The sequence below is a fragment of the Pseudarthrobacter chlorophenolicus A6 genome (genome assembly GCF_000022025.1).
Lineage (GTDB): Bacteria > Actinomycetota > Actinomycetes > Actinomycetales > Micrococcaceae > Arthrobacter > Arthrobacter chlorophenolicus.
Genome location: NC_011886.1, coordinates 202,579 through 218,811, shown reverse-complemented (window position 1 = coordinate 218,811; position 16,233 = coordinate 202,579). Strand labels below are relative to the sequence as shown.

At 65.8% G+C, this 16,233-nt stretch carries 17 protein-coding genes; 8 read left to right on the top strand and 9 right to left on the bottom strand.

Annotated elements, in window-relative coordinates; all coding sequences use genetic code 11:
* Positions 1-2: 2 nt before the first annotated feature.
* Genes ACHL_RS00960 through ACHL_RS24600 form a run of 4 tightly spaced genes read right to left on the bottom strand, consistent with a single transcriptional unit; the run spans position 3 to position 4,194 of the window.
* Positions 3-983, bottom strand: a complete 981-nt coding sequence (locus tag ACHL_RS00960; protein ID WP_012630930.1) for a beta/alpha barrel domain-containing protein — start codon at positions 981-983, stop codon at positions 3-5.
* Positions 980-2,230 (bottom strand): CaiB/BaiF CoA transferase family protein, encoded by a 1,251-nt coding sequence (locus tag ACHL_RS00955; RefSeq protein WP_012630929.1) that lies wholly within the window; start codon positions 2,228-2,230, stop codon positions 980-982. The genes ACHL_RS00960 and ACHL_RS00955 overlap by 4 nt, the downstream gene beginning before the upstream one ends.
* Before the next feature lie 48 nt (positions 2,231-2,278).
* Positions 2,279-3,724, bottom strand: a complete 1,446-nt coding sequence (locus ACHL_RS00950; RefSeq protein ID WP_012630928.1) for a GntP family permease — start codon at positions 3,722-3,724, stop codon at positions 2,279-2,281.
* Positions 3,712-4,194: an RraA family protein gene (locus ACHL_RS24600; protein WP_244266501.1), complete on the bottom strand. Its 483-nt coding sequence runs from the start codon at positions 4,192-4,194 to the stop codon at positions 3,712-3,714. The genes ACHL_RS00950 and ACHL_RS24600 overlap by 13 nt, the downstream gene beginning before the upstream one ends.
* On the opposite strand from ACHL_RS24600, the gene ACHL_RS24595 reads away from it, so the two are divergent.
* Positions 4,115-4,690, top strand: a complete 576-nt coding sequence (locus tag ACHL_RS24595; protein WP_244266500.1) for a TetR/AcrR family transcriptional regulator — start codon at positions 4,115-4,117, stop codon at positions 4,688-4,690. The genes ACHL_RS24600 and ACHL_RS24595 overlap by 80 nt on opposite strands.
* Before the next feature lie 37 nt (positions 4,691-4,727).
* A complete protein-coding gene (locus ACHL_RS00935) occupies positions 4,728-5,651 on the top strand; it encodes an AEC family transporter (protein ID WP_012630926.1) in 924 nt (307 codons plus the stop codon).
* 112 nt (positions 5,652-5,763) lie between these two features.
* Here the strand turns inward: ACHL_RS00935 and ACHL_RS00930 are convergent, their stop codons facing one another.
* Genes ACHL_RS00930 through uriH form a run of 3 tightly spaced genes read right to left on the bottom strand, consistent with a single transcriptional unit; the run spans position 5,764 to position 9,239 of the window.
* A complete protein-coding gene (locus tag ACHL_RS00930) occupies positions 5,764-6,747 on the bottom strand; it encodes a ribokinase (RefSeq protein WP_012630925.1) in 984 nt (327 codons plus the stop codon).
* The gene (gene uriT, locus ACHL_RS00925) at positions 6,744-8,171 is read right to left on the bottom strand and encodes a uridine transporter UriT (RefSeq protein WP_012630924.1); all 1,428 of its coding nucleotides are present in this window, start codon (positions 8,169-8,171) and stop codon (positions 6,744-6,746) included. The genes ACHL_RS00930 and uriT overlap by 4 nt, the downstream gene beginning before the upstream one ends.
* The gene (uriH, locus tag ACHL_RS00920) at positions 8,172-9,239 is read right to left on the bottom strand and encodes a uridine-preferring nucleoside hydrolase UriH (RefSeq protein ID WP_012630923.1); all 1,068 of its coding nucleotides are present in this window, start codon (positions 9,237-9,239) and stop codon (positions 8,172-8,174) included.
* A 288-nt stretch (positions 9,240-9,527) separates the two neighbouring features.
* Between uriH and ACHL_RS00915 the strand changes: the two genes are divergently transcribed.
* Both ACHL_RS00915 and ACHL_RS00910 read left to right on the top strand, forming a co-directional pair.
* Positions 9,528-9,731, top strand: coding sequence for a hypothetical protein (locus ACHL_RS00915; RefSeq protein ID WP_012630922.1), 204 nt, complete (start codon positions 9,528-9,530; stop codon positions 9,729-9,731).
* Positions 9,732-9,767: 36 nt separating this feature from the next.
* Positions 9,768-10,805, top strand: a complete 1,038-nt coding sequence (locus ACHL_RS00910) for a LacI family DNA-binding transcriptional regulator (RefSeq protein ID WP_043793665.1) — start codon at positions 9,768-9,770, stop codon at positions 10,803-10,805.
* Here ACHL_RS00910 and ACHL_RS00905 read toward each other — a convergent pair.
* The gene (locus ACHL_RS00905; protein WP_012630920.1) at positions 10,795-12,273 is read right to left on the bottom strand and encodes a M1 family metallopeptidase; all 1,479 of its coding nucleotides are present in this window, start codon (positions 12,271-12,273) and stop codon (positions 10,795-10,797) included. The two genes, ACHL_RS00910 and ACHL_RS00905, sit on opposite strands and share 11 nt — an antisense overlap.
* Positions 12,274-12,587: 314 nt before the next feature.
* On the opposite strand from ACHL_RS00905, the gene ACHL_RS00900 reads away from it, so the two are divergent.
* From ACHL_RS00900 to ACHL_RS00895, 3 genes are all read left to right on the top strand, one after another.
* The gene (locus ACHL_RS00900; protein ID WP_012630919.1) at positions 12,588-13,694 is read left to right on the top strand and encodes a GTP pyrophosphokinase; all 1,107 of its coding nucleotides are present in this window, start codon (positions 12,588-12,590) and stop codon (positions 13,692-13,694) included.
* Between the two features lie 172 nt (positions 13,695-13,866).
* The gene (locus ACHL_RS24085; protein ID WP_012630918.1) at positions 13,867-14,013 is read left to right on the top strand and encodes a lmo0937 family membrane protein; all 147 of its coding nucleotides are present in this window, start codon (positions 13,867-13,869) and stop codon (positions 14,011-14,013) included.
* A gap of 94 nt (positions 14,014-14,107) precedes the next feature.
* A complete protein-coding gene (locus ACHL_RS00895; RefSeq protein ID WP_012630917.1) occupies positions 14,108-14,590 on the top strand; it encodes a nucleoside deaminase in 483 nt (160 codons plus the stop codon).
* 25 nt (positions 14,591-14,615) lie between these two features.
* On the opposite strand, the gene ACHL_RS00890 is transcribed toward ACHL_RS00895, so the two are convergent.
* Positions 14,616-15,293: a GntR family transcriptional regulator gene (locus ACHL_RS00890; RefSeq protein ID WP_012630916.1), complete on the bottom strand. Its 678-nt coding sequence runs from the start codon at positions 15,291-15,293 to the stop codon at positions 14,616-14,618.
* 107 nt (positions 15,294-15,400) lie between these two features.
* Between ACHL_RS00890 and ACHL_RS00885 the strand changes: the two genes are divergently transcribed.
* Positions 15,401-16,159, top strand: coding sequence for a LamB/YcsF family protein (locus ACHL_RS00885; protein ID WP_012630915.1), 759 nt, complete (start codon positions 15,401-15,403; stop codon positions 16,157-16,159).
* Positions 16,160-16,233 lie beyond the last annotated feature (74 nt).

Below are 16,233 nucleotides of genomic sequence, written 5' to 3'. Positions count from 1 at the left end.
CGTCAGTTGCCTCCTGTGCTGCACGGGACAGGGGCTGTGGAACCGGCCGGGAGGACCCATTCGAAGGCAGGTGCTTTCGACCGGGCACCCTGGGCGGCTTTAGAGCGGTTGGGTTCGCCCAGTTCCGCGAGCAGCTTTTCTGACAGAACCACGAGGTCCGCGAAGACTTCGGTCGTGAGCCACTCCGGGCGGGTTGCAAACAGGATGTCTTCCGTTGAGGTGTTTCCGCTGGCGCCCGGGGCGAAGGGGCAGCCGCCCAGCCCGCCGAGTGCGCCGTCCACCATGGCCGCACCGGCCTGGATAGCAGCGAGGGTGTTCGCTACGCCAAGCCCCCAGGTGTCGTGTCCGTGATAGACGATCCGGCGGGCCGGGGATTCTTCCCGCACCCGGTTGATCAGGCCGGCAACCTGGGTGGGGATGGCTTGGCCAAGGGTGTCGCAGAGAACGATGTCCGTGGTGCCTTCGGCGCGGGGGTCGTTGGCGATGGACAGGATCCTCTCTTCAGGCACATAGCCCTCAAAGGGACACGTGAAGGACGTGGCGATGCACAACTGGATCTGCCCGTTGACGGACTGAGTGTATGTGACCGCTTCGGGCAGGGCGGCCAGGCTTTCCTCGGTGGTGCGTCCGATGTTGGCCTTGTTGTGTGAATCCGACGCGGACAGGCAGTACTGGAAATTGCGTGCTCCCGCGGCCGACGCCTTCGCCACGTGCCCCGGCGTGGCCACCCAGATCCAGCACTTTTCGAGTTCCTCCGGGGTCAACGCTTGGACGACCTCCAGCGTGTTGGCCATGGTCGGCACAAGGTCGGCCCGGGCCATGGAACCCAGTTCGATGGCAGGCACACCGAGCCGGATAAGTTCCCGGACTGTTTCGACTTTCCTTTCGGTGGAAAGCACTTTGCCGGTGAGTTGAAGTCCGTCGCGCAGGGTCACGTCCCGAAGAATCGTCTTTGCGAGCATTGCCGTGAGGTTGTTGTTCATGCCTGCATTGCCTCCTGGCGGCCGGACGCCGCGCTGATCTTTGCCGGGTCCATCTTGAGGAGCCCGCCTAGTATTTCATCGGTGTTTTCGCCCAGGTCCGGGCCAAGGTTGCGGATCGGGAGTGACTGGTCGCCGATGACTGGAACGATGCCCGGGAAGCCAACGCCCGGGATGATCTCCTCGCCTGTGGAGACGTCGAACTTCTGGATCATGTTGCGCGCGGCGTACTGGCTGTCTTCGCTGATGTCCGCCGCCGTGTAGATAGGACCGGCGGGCACCCCGTCAGCGTCCAGGGCTGCCAGCGCATCGGCGGCGCTGTGTTTCCGGGCCCATTCCCCGATGGCCTGGTCCAGTTCTTCGCGCCGCGCCCAGCGCTCGGCGTTGGTCTGGAGCGAGGGATCAGTCGCAAGGTCTGGCCGACCGATGGTCTGCATGTACCGCTGGTAGATCGAATCCCCGTTGCCCGCGACAACGATGCTGGCACCGTCTTTGCAGACGTAGGCGTTCGAGGGGGCGATTCCCTCCATCCGCCCGCCAACGCGCTGGCGGTCCACGCCGTATGCCTGGTAGTCCGGGATGAGCGACTCCATCATGGAGAACATCGCCTCGTTGAGGGCGACGTCGATGATGCGTTCGGTGAGGGGCGCCGCTCCGGCCGCATCCCGCCGTCGTGCTTCCCGCTGGAAGAGGCTCATCATGGAGCCGAAGGCGGCGTAGAGCCCGGCGATGGAGTCCCCGATGGAGACGCCTACGCGGACAGGTGCCCGGTCCGGGTCCCCCACCAGGTTGCGGAAGCCACCGTAGGCTTCGGCGACGGCGGCAAAGCCCGGCCGCTCGGACAGCGGGCCGGTTTGGCCGAAGGCGGAAATGCGGGTGATGACGAGTTCCGGGTTCGCCTCATTCAGGACCTCCGGGCCGAGGCCCCACTTCTCCAAGGTGCCGGGCCGGAAGTTTTCCAGCAGGATGTCTGATTCGGCGGCGAGGGCCAGAACCGCTTCTTTGCCCGCCTCAGTGCGCAGGTCCAGCACCACGGACTTCTTGTTGCGGTTGATTGTCCGGTACAGCATGGACGTGTCGCCCTTGTGCAGCCGCCAGTTGCGGAGCTCATCACCGGTCCCGGGGCGCTCCACCTTGATTACTTCGGCGCCAAAATCGGCCAGCAGCCTGCCCGCGGTGGGTGCTGCGATGTAGTTTCCGAGTTCCAGGACCCGTACTCCCGCCAGGGGAGCGATGCGCGGTTCTGTCATGTCAATCTTCTTTCGTTGGCGGGTGTCAGTGGGAGGCGCAGGAGTCGGTCAGAACAGCAGGCTCATGGGCAGGATCAGGAGTATCGCGACGACGGAGGCCACCGATACACCGACGGACACCGATTTCAGGGCGCCCCGGACGCTCTGTCCCAGCAGGGATTGCAGTAGCCAGAAGGTGTTGCTCGTGACGTGGACCATGAACAACGAGCCTGCGCCGGCGGCAAGGGCGAGAAGTACGGGGTCCAGCCCGATGGCCGGAGCGATGGGCGCGAGAAGACCTGCGGCGGTGATGGCGGACAGGGTCACGGAGCCTACCGCGATGTGGAGGACGGCTGCGATGGCCCACACCACCAGGAGCGGGGCGACCGTGCTTGCGGAGAAGAATCCACCCAGGATGTCGCCGAGGCCGGCTGCGGCGACGGTTGCGGCCAGCGAGCCACCGACGCCGGTGAGGATCAGGATCTGTCCGCTTTCCTTGAAACCGATGGTGATGGCTTCCTCAACGCGCGACTGGCCGATGGCTGCGCGTGTCACCAGGGCGGTTCCGATGAGTCCGATCAGCAAGGCGATCACGGGCTCACCCAGAAGCTGAAGCCACGGCATCTCGATTTCCAGGATCTGGAGGATGGCACCTGCACCAATGAGCAGGAGGGACGTCAGGAGCGGGGCGAAGAGGAGCAGCAGCGGAAATTCCTTTTGGCCACGCTTCGCCAGCGCAACGGTGCTGGACTGCCGGTCTGTGCCTTCGCTGCCCGAGTTGCGCGTGGGTGCGGTGCCGCCGGTGCCTGCGGCCGGTGCGGCTTCCTCGTCATCGGGTTCGCCTTCGCGGTCCTCTTCCGCAACGAACGTGTGGTCCTCATCCTTTGCCTCGTTCCAGAAGCCGCGACGAAACAGGAACGTCATGATGGCTATGGAGATGATGATCGTGGGAATTACCAGCAGGAGGCCAAACAGCAGCATCTTGCCCAGGGGCACGTTCAGGAGGCCGGCCAGGGCAAGGGATGCGACGCCGGGAACGGTGAAGACGATGCCGCATTCGAGGGCGATGGCCATGGCTGTCGCCATCCGTGCTGTGCCCAGCTTCCCGATTCTGGGCGCAAGTTTGCGGGCCAGCGGAGCCGAGATCACCAGCAGGACGTCCAGGAAAATGGACTGCAGGACTGTTCCAATGGCCAAGCCCATGGTGTAGGGCAGGCGCTTGGGGCCAAAGGTGTTGAGCAGGTGCTCCACCAGGCGGCGGATGGCACCGCTCTGGTTGAGGATGGAGCCCATCAGCACGCCGAATGCGATGAGCAGCCCAACGTCCACCATGATTTCACCGAAACCGGCAGTAATGGTCTCGACTGTCTTTTCAACGCCCAGGCCGACAGCGAGGCCCAGGTACACCGAGCCGATGACAAGGGCAATTACGGGGTTGACTCTAAAACGGACGATCAACACAACGGCGGCGAGCACGGCCACCGCTGTGTTGGTAAGGACAGCTACGTCTGACATTGGGGAATCCGATCGTTGGGCCTTCCACACTGAAGGCTTGGAAACAGATGCGCACCGTGAGGAGGGCCACATCGTTGAACCCATAATATGGGACTGATCTCATAATGTAAATGAGTCAATGTAAGAGATACGGCTTCGGCACGGAGCCCTATGGTCGCGTGGCCTTGACCTGGGCGGGGAACCGGCGCTCCACGGCCGCCTGCAGAGGAAGGCTTTTGAGTGTTTCGTACGCTTCGGATTGGGAGACGAGGACGCGATCCTGGTCTCCGATCACGGTGTCCCCGGGATTGCAGACCACGTTGCCGTAGGCAACGGACTCTCCAACAGTTCGCGGCCCGTTCTTGGAGGGTCCTGCCGGAACAAACCGCGCGGGCGAAGACGGCAATGCCCATGTCGTTCATCTCCTCGACGTCGCGGACCGCGCCGTCGATACTGACTCCATTGACGCCCTTGCTCTGGCAGAGGACCATACCCGCCGTCGCCGAGAGGGCCGGACCGTCTCTGGCTACCGCATACCGGTACCTCCTCACCCTCGATGAGCTGCGCCGCAAGTTCATGCTGGGTGTTATCGATGGGTTGTACGAATCCACGAAGAACCTGAAGAGCAACGGATTGGAGCTCCTCGAGGACACCATGGCTGAATGGATCAAGGTGGTGGCGGAAGACGGGCCGGCCATGGTCCTGGTGCGATCCCGGGAAGGGTTCCTGTGCAGGCTGCAGCAGGGTGAACCGAATGTCCGGGCCTTTGAAAAGGTGTGGGGACCACCTATCCGCCAGCTGCTGGACAAAGCCGGCATCGACTGGACACAGTTCCCCTACGCTATCGGCGTCTTTAACGCCATGTTCAACTCGCGCGAGATTATGGACCTGAAAGCGGTTACAGGCCTGAACGATGAAAAGTTAGTCACCGGCTGCAGCCGGCTTTATTGGGCCGCGCTCCAAGGGCTCTGCGACACCAACGACTAATACCCGCCCCACGCGGGCTGAATGAAGGACTTCTATTGTGGACGGCGTCTTAAAGGGATTTTTTGTGGTGGGCGTGGTCATGCTCGTGGGCTACGTGCTGGGCAAAACGAATTCGCTGGGCCCGCAGGGCACCAAGGTGCTTTCCAGCCTGACGTTCCTGGTGGGACTGCCCAGCCTGATGTTCTCGATGATCGCCACCCGGCATATCTCGGAGGTCCTGAGTGAGACGGGCCTGATCTCCGTGGTCACCGCCGTGGCCATGATGGCGGTGTTCGCCCTGGTGGGCGTGATCGCCCGCTGGGGAGTCCGCCGCACCACCATCGGCGCCTTGGCCACGGGCATCGTGAACTCCACCAACCTGGGCGTTCCGTTGTCGCAATACGTCATGGGAAGTGCCACCTACGTCACGCCGATCATGCTGTTCCAGCTCGCCGTCATCACCCCCATCGCGCTGACCATCCTGGACCTGACCAACCCGGACGGGACCAAACCGTCCCTGCGGCGCATCCTGGCCACTCCGTTCCGCAATCCCGTGACCGTGGCGGCCATCCTGGGCATCATCGTCAGCGCCGCGGGCATTGAGATCCCGGAACTGGTCCTGGACCCGCTCAAGCTCATCGCGCAGGTGACGGTTCCGCTGATGCTGATCATTTTCGGCATGTCCCTCCATGGCCTCTCACCGCGGGCCAGCAGCAGCGAGAGCGCCCCCACGTTCCTGGCTGTCGTCCTGAAATCAGCCATCCAGCCCGCCTTGGCCTGGATCCTGGCCAGGTACGTCTTCCAGCTGGACGACTTCAACACGTTCGTGGTGACCGCCTGCGCCATCCTGCCCACCGGCCAGAACGTGGTCCTCTACGCCGTCCGGTACCGGGTGGGCCAGAGCCTTGCACAGACGACGGCGGTGATCACCTCGGCGCTGGCTGTTCCGCTGCTGCTGGGGGCGGCCTGGCTGCTGAACTGAGCCTCCGGGGGCCTTGGTGCCGGGCCACAGCCGCTGAGTCCTGGCCTTGTTCGCCGGTCCTAGCCGTGAAGGTCAGGACTGGCGAACAAGCTTAGGATCGGGCGCCTGGCTGTCAGGACTTGCGCAGGCGCCGTTCGACGTCGGCCGTCTCCGGGTACGCCGCCTGCGTCCCCTTGCGGGTGGTGGCCAGGGCCGCGGCCACGGAGGCGAATGCTGCGGCGTCGGCTAGCGCATCGCCGGCCGCGAGGCGTACGGCCACGGCACCGGTGAAGGCGTCGCCGGCACCGGTGGTGTCCACGGCGTCCACTTTGGTGGGTGCTACGAACACCACGGCGCGGCCGGCGGGAGCGTCGGAATCGAGCACCACGGAACCATGGGCACCGAGGGTTACCAGGACCTGCCGGATCCCCCGTTCAGCGAAGCGTTCGCGGACGGCATCCCATTGCGCGGCGTGGGCGTCGGCACCCGGGACGGATGCCCCGGGGCCGAGGAACAGCGCCGCTTCATGGGCGTTCACCAGCAGGACGTCCACCAACCCGGCCAGCTCTCGCGGAATGTGCGCGTACGGCGAGAGGTTCAGCAGGACTTTCGCGCCGGCGTCGTGCCCCGCCTGCGCTGCGGCCAGGACCGTGGGCATGGCAACTTCCAGGCAGAGACTGACGACGGCGGCGCCGTCCAGGACGTCCGCGGCTCCCGCCACGTCCGCCGGGGACAGTGTGCCGTTGGCGCCTGCGGAGATGATGATGTTGTTTTCGCCGGCCGCGTCAACGGAGATGACGGCGACGCCGGTGGGCTCGCTGGAGCTGCGCACCAGCCCCACGTCCACGCCGGCACCGGCCACCGAGGACAGCAGCATGTGCCCGTTGGGGTCATCCCCCACGGCACCCACCAGGCTGACCCGCCCGCCCAGCCGGCCGGCGGCGACGGCCTGGTTGGCGCTCTTGCCGCCCGGGTTCACGGCGAAGCCATTGCCGTGCACCGTTTCGCCCGGCTGCGGGAGCCGTTCGCAGTAGATGGTGAGGTCGGCGTTGAGGGAGCCGACGACGACGATCCGGCCGGTGCCCGTCGAATCGGCCGGCCCGGCTGCTGTGCTCATGCAGCCACCTCGGCTTCAACCGGCTTGGGGATCAGCAGCGATGCAGCGAACGCGGCCACGGTCAGCGCCAGGCCCACCACCACGACGGTGAGGTAAGAAGCAGTCGCATCGCCAAGGGACGCGGTAGCCACCAGCACGGCCGGCAGGATGAGGAAGCTCAGGCCTGCGCCCAGGTTGAAGGCACCTGCGTTCATGCCGGGCAGGAAACCGGGGTTGCCGGCGGGCGAGAGGACAACGCCGAGTCCGTTGAGCATGATGTTGACCGTACCGGCGTACATGATGCCCAGCAAGACCGTTCCGGCAATCATCATGGGCAGGCTGTGCAGGCCCAGGAACCCGATGACGGCCAGCGCCGCGATGCTGCCGAGCAGGCCGATGCGCAGCACCTTGGTGTAACCCAGGACCGGCGCCAGCTTGCCGCTGAGCGGGCCCACCACCCAGCCGAGCAGGGCGTACGGGGTGAGGATGATCAGTGACATCTCGGTGGGGCCCACCCCGAAGCCGGGATCCGCGGCCTGGACGTAAGCGGGGACGATGCCGTTGATGACGGCGAATATGCCGGTCATGGTCAGGGTGGTGGTGAGCAGCGGGGCCCAGGTGGCGCGCTGGCGCAGGTGCACGGTTTCCACCATGGGCTGCGCTGCGCGCTGTTCGGTGCGCCAGAACGCGAAGAATGCGACGGCGGATACAGCCACGAGGGCCAGGCTCAGGATGAGGGTGCCGGAGTTGAAGCCGCCCACCAGCTTGGAGCCTTGGTTCAGGGCCGTGAGCAGGGCGCCGACGGCCACCACGATGAAGGACACGCCCAGCCAGTCCATCCGGGTACCGGCGGCGGGCTTGCTTTCGGCGGCCAGGAACATGATGAGGGCGGTGGCAGCGACGGCCAGGACCACCATCAGCCAGAAGATGCTGCGGAAGCCGAAGTGCTCGGCGAAGTAGCCGCCCACGAAGGAGTCCACGCCCGCCACGCCGCCATTCACGGCGGTGATCAGGCCCATGAGCGTGCCGTACTTGCGGGGGTTGCTGACGGCGGAGCGCAGCATGATGAGGCAGAGGGGAACGGTGGGGCCGCTGACGCCCTGGATGATGCGGCCCACGAAGAGCCAGGTGATGTCCGGGGCGAGGGCGGCGATGACTGAGCCCACGGCCATCAGCACCATCATGCCGACGAGGACCTTCTTGCGGCCCACGATATCGCTCAGCCGGGGCAGGAACAGGGAGAACAGGGCGGCGGCGGTGAAGAACCAGGTCTGCGATAGCCCAATGACGGCCTGGTCAGCCTTAAGTTCCTCGCCCATGGTCACCAGGGCGGGGCTCAGCATCGAGGCGTTGAGCTGGAACGCCACACAGGCCGCCAGCAGTGCGGTCATAAGGGCGGCGATGTTGCCGCGGCCGGTCTTGGTTTCGGTAAGGGTGGTGGTCATTTACTTGACCCCTCCGGCGGTGAGCTGGGCACTTTCGGAAGGGACGACGTCGGACGCGTTGCCTGCGCTATGCAGGTCACCGGCGCCGGGCTCGCCGATGCGGACCAGTGCGTCGGTGACGAGGTCCCAGAACCGGGCGTGGTCCAGGTCCACGGCCACGCTGGTGTGGCAGTCGGCCGGTGCCGGGGCGCGGAAGTCCGCCACTGTCATGCCCAGGGTGAGGGTGCCCTGGAGTTCGATGTTCACGGGCACCTTGCGGGTGCTGACGATGCTGGGGTCGATCACGTAGGCCACGGCGCAGGGATCGTGGACGGGCGGGTAGTCGAAACCCTGGGCGTCCTTGTAGGTGTGCGCGAAGAAGTCCATCAACTCGGTGACGAATTTCGCCGGGCCGGTGCCGATCGCGGCGATTTTTTCCACGACCTCCGGGGTGGCCAGCGCCTGGTGGGTGAGGTCCAGGCCCACCATCACCACGGGCCACTTCTCGTTGAAGACGATGTGCGCGGCCTCGGGGTCGATGATGATGTTGAACTCGGCCACGGCGCTCCAGTTGCCCACGTGGTAGCCGCCGCCCATGAGGACCACTTCCTTGACGCGTTCCACGATGCGGGGTTCCTTGCGGGCGGCCATGGCGATGTTGGTCAGGCCGGCGGTGGGGACCAGGGTGACGGTGCCCGGCTCATGCGCCATGACGGTCTCGATGATGAGGTCCACGGCGTGGCGCGGGTCCAGCTCGATGGTGGACTCGGGCAGGGCGGGGCCGTCCATGCCGGACTCGCCGTGGATGTCCGGGGCGGTTTCGATGCTGCGGACCAGCGGGCGGTCACAGCCGGCGGCGAAGGGGACGCCGGTGATGCCCGCGATGGTGCCCACGGCGAGCGCGTTGCGGGTGACTTTTTCGAGGGTCTGGTTTCCCACCACGGTGGTGACGGCCAGCAGGTCGATGTTGGGGTTGCCGTGTGCGAGCAGCAACGCCACGGCGTCGTCATGCCCGGGGTCGCAGTCCAGGATGATTTTCCTGCGCTCGATGCCCTGGACCGGCTCAGGGTTCTGGAAGGTGGGTTCCATGGTGTTCTCCACGTCATTGGGGCCCGTGCCAGCTGCCTGGCGTCCGGGGAGTTGTAGCGTTCAAAAGTGATCATGGCAGCAGAATGTGGCGTACGTCAAACGCTTAACGTCAATGCAGGTCAAGCGCTTGATGCCATGTGGTGCCGGGCTGCGGTCTTTACAGCACATGCGTGCTAATTACGCTCTGCGGCCGGTGCTGCCATTCGCGCGGGAGATGCTTGCGCTGCCACGGACGGCGCAGGCGCGGCCGGAACGCTGAGCAGGGACGATGTCCTCTAGGCTGAACCAATGGATAACACCAAGAGGGCAACGCTCATTTGGTCGCTGGGGGCAGTTGTCTTCTCTCTCATCGGCGTCTACATCGCACTGACCGCCAATGGAGTCTGGTACTCCATCGTGTCGGCAGCCATTCTGCTGCTCGCCGGCTGCGCGTTCGCGTCCCGGGCCATACTCACCTCGCGTGGGCAGGCCCGGAGCGGCCGCGGCAGTTAGGGCCCAAGCACTCCCTCCGCCCACTACGATCAACATATGGAATCCGCGGAACAGAGGCAGCAGCACGCGCGCCCACAGCGGATCACGGCGGCCATGGTCGCCGCCCGCGCGGGCGTTTCGACGGCGACAGTATCACTGGTGGCCAACGGCAAGACGGCGGGGCGCGTCTCCGAGGACAACGTCACCCGGGTTCGTGACGCCATTGCCGAGCTCGGCTATGTTGTGGACGGAATCGGCAGCTCGCTGGCCAAGGGCGTAAGCTCCATCGTCATCCTGGTGGCGCCTGATATCTCAAACCCCTTCTTCGCCAAGGTCATCGACGGGGTCCGGGAATCACTTGGCCCGCAGTACCAGCTGCTGCTGTCCGTCACCGAAGCGGGCGAGTTTCCGCAGGCCAATGACGTGCGGCGGCTCATGTCGCTGCGCCCGGCCGGGCTGCTGGTGGACGCACCCAACGCGGACTTCCTCGAAGACCTCGCCTCGCCGTCGCCCCTTGTCCTGCTGGACGCGCCGGGGCTGGAGTCCTACGCGCCGTCCGTCAACCTGGATGTGGCCAGCGGGGCACGCCAGCTGGCCGCGCACCTGGCCGCGGCCGGGCACACGGAAGCGGCCTATGTGGATAGTGTGACCGGCACGGACACGTTTGCCGTGCGGCGTGCGGCGTTCCTGGAGGAGGCCGCGGCACTTGGCATCTCCGTGAGCCCGGACCGGATCATCAGCACCACCATCGACGTCGGCACGGCGGCCGCCGCGTTCGCCGCCGCCTGGCCGGAGTGGCAGCGAGCGGGGGTGACCGCCGTCGTCTGCGGAACCGATACGCACGGTTACGGCGTGCTGCAGGAGGCTCGTGTGGCCGGCGTGCGGATCCCGGAGGAACTCGCGGTGGCCGGCTTCGACGACCTCCCCTACTCGGCCACCAGCAATCCGGGCCTGACAAGCGTCCATCTGCCCGCCACGTCCCTGGGCCAGAAAGCGGGCGAGCAGCTGCGCCGGCTGATGGAGGGCAAGTTCCTGAAGCCGGGCGGCGTCACGCTGGAAACGTCGCTGGTGGTGCGCGGCTCCACTACGGCATAGCCGGGCGGTTCCCCTCCCGCAGCCAGTCGTTGAAGAACGCGTCAAGCTGCTGGCCTGAGGCTTCCTCCATGACTTTTTCAAAATCCCTGGTTGTTGCCGAGGAATTGCCGTAGCGGTCCAGCCATTCGGTGGCCCCGGCAAAGAAGGCCGTGTCCCCGATCCTGGCCCGCAGTGCATGGAGCGTGATGGCTCCCCGCCGGTACACCTGCTCGGCGAACAGGTTGTCCCGTCCCGGATCAGAGATGTCCAGCCCCCAGAGGTTCTTGCTGTCCAGTTCAGCCACGGTATCGGTGAACTGCTGGGCCAGCGTCGCTTTGCCCTGGTGTTCGGCCCACAGCCACTCGACATAGGTGGCCCAGCCCTCGTTGAGCCAGATGTCCTTCCAGTCCGCCGGGCTGACGCTGTTACCGAACCACTGGTGACCCAGTTCGTGGGCAACGGTGTCCTCACCGGCAACCCCCGAATAGACCGGCCGGGTTTGCGTTTCCAGGGCGTAGTCCACCGAGTCGTCGTCGACGATCGCCCCGAAGGCCTCAAACGGATACGGCCCGAACAGGTCCGACAGGTAGCGGATCATCTCGGGCTGCAGCGCAAGAGCCGCATCGGTTGTCACCAGCGCGGAGCCGGTCACACCAGTGTCCACCGCATTAATGATCGGTAGGCCGCCGGGTCCCTCGCCGTACGACAGCGTGAAGTCTCCGACGCTTGCCGTGGCGAGGTAGCTGGCCATCGGGCCCGCCGCCTCCCAACTCCAGGTTGTCCAGCCGGCCTGTGTTTCCGGGTCGCCGCCGGGCAGGCCGTTGGCCACTGCGGTTTTTCCTTCCGGAACGGTGATGCGGAAGGAGTACGTGGCCTTGTCCTCGGGGTCGTCATTCACCGGAAACCAGGTGGGGGCGCCGTCGGGTTCGTTGACCACAATGGCTCCGTCAGGGGTGGTCACCCATCCGTACAGCGCCCCCGTGGTGTCCTGGGGCCGGCCGGTGGCACCGCCGTAGCTGATGGTGATGGTCGCTTTCTGGCCTTCTTTCAGTTTTGGCCGTAACCCGACGGTGAGTTCCCACCGGCGGTTCGCATCGTCCTGCACCTGGGTCCATTCCAAGGCGCCCGCGCCGCGGTTGACGTCCTTGCCGTCCACGTCCACGGCGGTGACGGTGAGTCCGCGCAGGTCGAAGTTGAGGGCGTCCAGGTCCTGGGTGGCGCGCAGCGTGATACTGGCCTCTGCGGTGAGGTTTCCCGCACCGCCCGCACCCGACGGCGGCGTGTAGTGGAGGTCGAGGCCGTAGTGCAGGACGTCGTACCCACCGTTGCCCGCATTCGGGAAGTAAGAGTCACCACTTCCCGCCGCACCTGGACCGTAGCGCGCTCCGCTTTGGGGTGCGGCCTGCGCCGGGCTGATCCCGAGGGCGGCGGCCGTCAAGAGTGCTGCTGCTGCCGCGGCGATGCGGCGGGCCTTCGATAAGTTGGTCATGGTTGCAGTCCTGGACTGGTGCAGGGCGCCGGGCGGTTCCGGCCTTGACAGTTCCGCCCACGCGCGCCGGAGGAAACGGGTAGTGTGCCTTCGCGGCGACGAGACCGGTACCGGCGGCCCCGGGGCCGCTCTTACCCCACCAGATGGATTGAAAGCTAGGCCAGCCCGCGGGGAGTGTCAACACTTCCATGCCCCCTTCATTCCCCTCCCCCCGCCCAGGTTTGCGGGACGGGGACGAGGTGTCCGGTGGCGTCCTGTGACGCGCAAGGATTGGCAGCCGCCGTTCTGTCAGACCCCGGCCGTAAGCTGGGAACATGCCGAGTAACTGGGAGAATCTGGACGAGCCGCTGCGCGAATCCGTGCAGCACAACGTGGAGCTGTACGAGCGCGTCCGCCCTGCCCTGAAGCTGGTTACCCGGGATGTGCTGCTGGTCCTGCGGGACATGCTCAAAGACAGTGAAGTCACCCCGCTGTTCGTCACCGGCCGCACCAAAACAGTGGAGTCGTTCAAAGAAAAGATCTCCCGCACCGAGGAGCCGCTGGAGCCGGGCGGTCGGCGGCTGCTGAAGTTTCCGGACCCGTTCCGGACCCTCAATGACATGGTGGGGATCCGCGTCATCACCAAGCTTCCGGCCGAGAATGCAGCGGTGGCCAACATCATTAAGCGGCAGCGCCAGCTGTTCGACTGCCGCGGGGACCGGGAAAAGGACATCGGCTCCATCGAGTCCGGCACTTATGGGTATTCGAGCCGGCACCTGATCCTGCGGACCATCCAGAACGAGGCCGTCAAGGAGTACCAGCAGGTCTTCAACCCGGAGATCACGCCCAACGGCAGCTATTTCTTCGAGTGCCAGATCCGCACCATCTTTGCGCACGCGTGGAGCGAGATTGAGCACGATATCCGCTTCAAGGCCGAGGATCCGCGGGCCTGGACCCCGCATTTCGACCGGCAGTTCACTGCCACAGCAGCCATGCTGGAAACGGTGGAGACGGCGTTCGCGGACCTGCACGAACGCTACGAGGAAGTGCGCAGCTTCTGGGACATGGACGGGGAGGGCGCCGCGCCGCTGACACCCAACCGGATCCGGGACGTGTGGCGCACACTGCTGCCGCACGTGGACCGCAAGGTGGATGACGACTGGGGCTGGGCCTCGGAACTGCTCGCGGCGCACGGGCTCACCCAGACCATGGAACTGGCCGGGCTGCTCCGCGCGGAGCAGATCACCGAGGTCCGCAAGGCCTTGGACCACCGCTACTCCCCCGGACCGGACCGGCTGCTGGATGACCTCCTGCTGTGGCAGTTCGGCACCAGGCACATTGACCTCACGGCAGAAGCGGCCGACGCCGTTCCGCACCCCCGGCGCGACAGCCTCCTGCGGCGCCTCCGGCAGATCGAACGGTACCGGGTCACTAAGAAGTAGGTCCCGGCGGTTGGGGAACGTTCCCCTGGTGGTGGCCGCGGACCGGTCCCCTGGGGGGTGGGCAAATTAACAGCGCGGTGTTTGGCATCCGTGGATTGCGCCGGGCGTAGGATGTGAAAATCCGCGGGCTAAAGCACAATTCCATCCGAAATGTACCCACAAGGAGAATTCCATGTTGCTTTGGATTGCCATCATCATCGCCGTTCTGTGGCTGCTCGGACTGCTCGCCAATATTGGCGGCGGCCTGATCCACATCCTGCTGGTTGTCGCCGTTGTTGTCCTGATTTTCCACTTCGTCCAAGGCCGGACCCGCGCCTGACGAAGACCCCCAAATCCGGCATCACAGCCAGGAGGTCCCGCCGCCCGGGGCCTCCTCCGGTCCGCCGGAAAATGCCGCATGCGAGAATGACCGGATGACTTCCGAAACCCGGCTGCCGGCCGCCACCCTGCCCCCGAAGGCCACTTCCGAGAGCGCCTTCGAAGCCGCCTACGCGGCGGCCCGGAAAAGTTCCAGCGAAGGCGGCATCCCCATCGGCGCGGCGCTTGCCCGCAACGGCGTGGTCATCGCCAGCGGGCACAACGAGCGGGTCCAGAACGGCGATCCGATAGCGCACGGGGAAATGTCGGCGCTCCGGGCGGCGGGGCGGCAGCGCAGCTACCGGGACACCACGCTGTACACCACCCTTGCCCCGTGTGCCATGTGCACCGGAACCATCATCCAGTTCAAGATCCCCCGGGTGGTGGTGGGCGAAGCGCGCACCTTTCCCGGCGAGTTTGAGCTCCTGCGGTCCCGCGGCGTCGAAGTCATAGTCCTCGATGACCAGCGCTGCGTGGACATGATGCGCGAGTTCCAGGACACCAGCCCGGACCTCTGGGCAGAGGACATCGCCGAGTAAGCCCCCGGCGCCACCCTGCCGCCGGCTACTCTCCGTGCACTGCCGCGAGGTTGTCCTCGGAGCGGTCCAGGTAGGCAAGCAGGAGATCCGCAGCCCGGTCCGGTTCGCCGGCTTCCAGGGCCTCGCAGATTGCTTCGTTGTCCGGCAGGTAGCGCTGGTAGAACAGTGCGTCCGCCGTGGCCTTGTGGAAAAACAGGCGCATCTCCGCCAGCACCTGGGCCATGATGGTGTTCAGCCGCGGGCTCCGTGCCATCGCCACAATGGCACCGTGGAAGTGCTGGTTGGCGGTTCCCCCGGCTTCATCGTCACCGGCTGCCGCTGCGCGCTTGCCTTCCTCCACGGCGGCCCGGACAGCGGCCACGTCCTCGGGGCTCCCCCCGCCGCGCATCGCGCTGACTTCTATAAACCGCCGGACGGTGTAGACATCGTGGATGTCCTCCGCCCCCAGGCTTGCCACGAAGACGCCGCGGTTGGGGTGCCGGACCACCAGCCGCTCACTGGCCAGTTCGGCAAAAGCTTCCCGCACCGTATTCCGTGAGACGCCCAGGTCCTCGGCAATGGTGGATTCGGTGAGCCTGGCCCCCGGGATCAGCGCGCCTTCGGCCAGCTGGCGGCGGAGTTCCTGGGCCACGCGTTCGGCCACGGACGGCACTGCCACCCGGAGTCGGCCTGCGGAAGCGGGAGCGGAGTCAATGGTGGCCATACCCGAGAATTTACACGATCGTCACATCGTTGAATCGAAGGATTGTTGAACAATCCGTAGATTTGGTGCATCCTAGATATGACCAACCAATGAGACGGGGATCACAAATGACTTCCATCGACCTCAACAGCGACGTCGGCGAGTCCTTCGGCCGCTGGACCCTCGGCGACGACGCCGCCATGTTCAGCTCGGTGTCCAGCGCCAACGTGGCCTGCGGATTCCACGCCGGGGACCCCAGCGTGATCCGCAGGACCTGCCGGAACGCGGCGGAGGCCGGCGTGGTCATCGGCGCGCACGTGGGCTACCGCGACCTCGCAGGCTTCGGACGCCGCTTCCTGGACATCAGCCCCAGCGAACTGGCCGACGACGTGGTGTACCAAATCGGTGCGCTGCAGGCCCTCGCCGCCGCCGAAGGAACGAAGGTCCAGTACGTGAAGCCGCACGGCGGCCTGTACAACGCGATTGTGTCGCACACCGACCAGGCGCGCGCCGTCGTCGACGCCGTGAAGTCCGTGGACCCGGGCCTGCCCATCATGGGGCTGCCGGGCTCGGAAGTCCTGCGGCTGGCAGAGGAAGCAGGCCTGAGGGCAGTGACCGAAGCCTTCGCCGACCGCGCCTACAACCCGGACGGAACCCTCGTGTCCCGTACCCAGCCGGGCGCAGTCCTTCACGATCCCGCCGAAGTGGCGGAGCATGTACTAAGGATGGCCACCGAACAGTCCGTCAGGACAATCGACGGGTCCATCCTGAAGATCCGCGCAGAAAGCATCTGCGTGCACGGTGACTCCCCAGGCGCGGTGGCTATGGCTACCGCTGTGAAGTCCGCCCTCGCCGACGCCGGCATCAGCATCGGCGCGTTCGCCTAGCCAATCCGCCCGGCTACTGCCACCCGCATCCATGGCCAACAGGCCCCGCGCAACACCCACATCCTTCGGAGAAA

Coding starts and splice junctions, on each gene's coding strand:
- ACHL_RS24600 (WP_244266501.1), bottom strand. CDS start 4,194: ATGGTCCTCTGCCAGAGCAAGGGCGTCAATGGAGTCAGTATCGACGGC.
- ACHL_RS00900 (WP_012630919.1), top strand. CDS start 12,588: ATGCCGAGTAACTGGGAGAATCTGGACGAGCCGCTGCGCGAATCCGTG.
- uriH (WP_012630923.1), bottom strand. CDS start 9,239: ATGGAACCCACCTTCCAGAACCCTGAGCCGGTCCAGGGCATCGAGCGC.
- ACHL_RS00890 (WP_012630916.1), bottom strand. CDS start 15,293: ATGGCCACCATTGACTCCGCTCCCGCTTCCGCAGGCCGACTCCGGGTG.
- ACHL_RS00895 (WP_012630917.1), top strand. CDS start 14,108: ATGACTTCCGAAACCCGGCTGCCGGCCGCCACCCTGCCCCCGAAGGCC.
- ACHL_RS24085 (WP_012630918.1), top strand. CDS start 13,867: ATGTTGCTTTGGATTGCCATCATCATCGCCGTTCTGTGGCTGCTCGGA.
- ACHL_RS00885 (WP_012630915.1), top strand. CDS start 15,401: ATGACTTCCATCGACCTCAACAGCGACGTCGGCGAGTCCTTCGGCCGC.
- ACHL_RS00905 (WP_012630920.1), bottom strand. CDS start 12,273: ATGACCAACTTATCGAAGGCCCGCCGCATCGCCGCGGCAGCAGCAGCA.
- ACHL_RS00910 (WP_043793665.1), top strand. CDS start 9,768: ATGGAATCCGCGGAACAGAGGCAGCAGCACGCGCGCCCACAGCGGATC.
- ACHL_RS00960 (WP_012630930.1), bottom strand. CDS start 983: ATGAACAACAACCTCACGGCAATGCTCGCAAAGACGATTCTTCGGGAC.
- ACHL_RS00950 (WP_012630928.1), bottom strand. CDS start 3,724: ATGTCAGACGTAGCTGTCCTTACCAACACAGCGGTGGCCGTGCTCGCC.
- uriT (WP_012630924.1), bottom strand. CDS start 8,171: ATGACCACCACCCTTACCGAAACCAAGACCGGCCGCGGCAACATCGCC.
- ACHL_RS00930 (WP_012630925.1), bottom strand. CDS start 6,747: ATGAGCACAGCAGCCGGGCCGGCCGATTCGACGGGCACCGGCCGGATC.
- ACHL_RS24595 (WP_244266500.1), top strand. CDS start 4,115: ATGTCGTTCATCTCCTCGACGTCGCGGACCGCGCCGTCGATACTGACT.
- ACHL_RS00955 (WP_012630929.1), bottom strand. CDS start 2,230: ATGACAGAACCGCGCATCGCTCCCCTGGCGGGAGTACGGGTCCTGGAA.
- ACHL_RS00915 (WP_012630922.1), top strand. CDS start 9,528: ATGGATAACACCAAGAGGGCAACGCTCATTTGGTCGCTGGGGGCAGTT.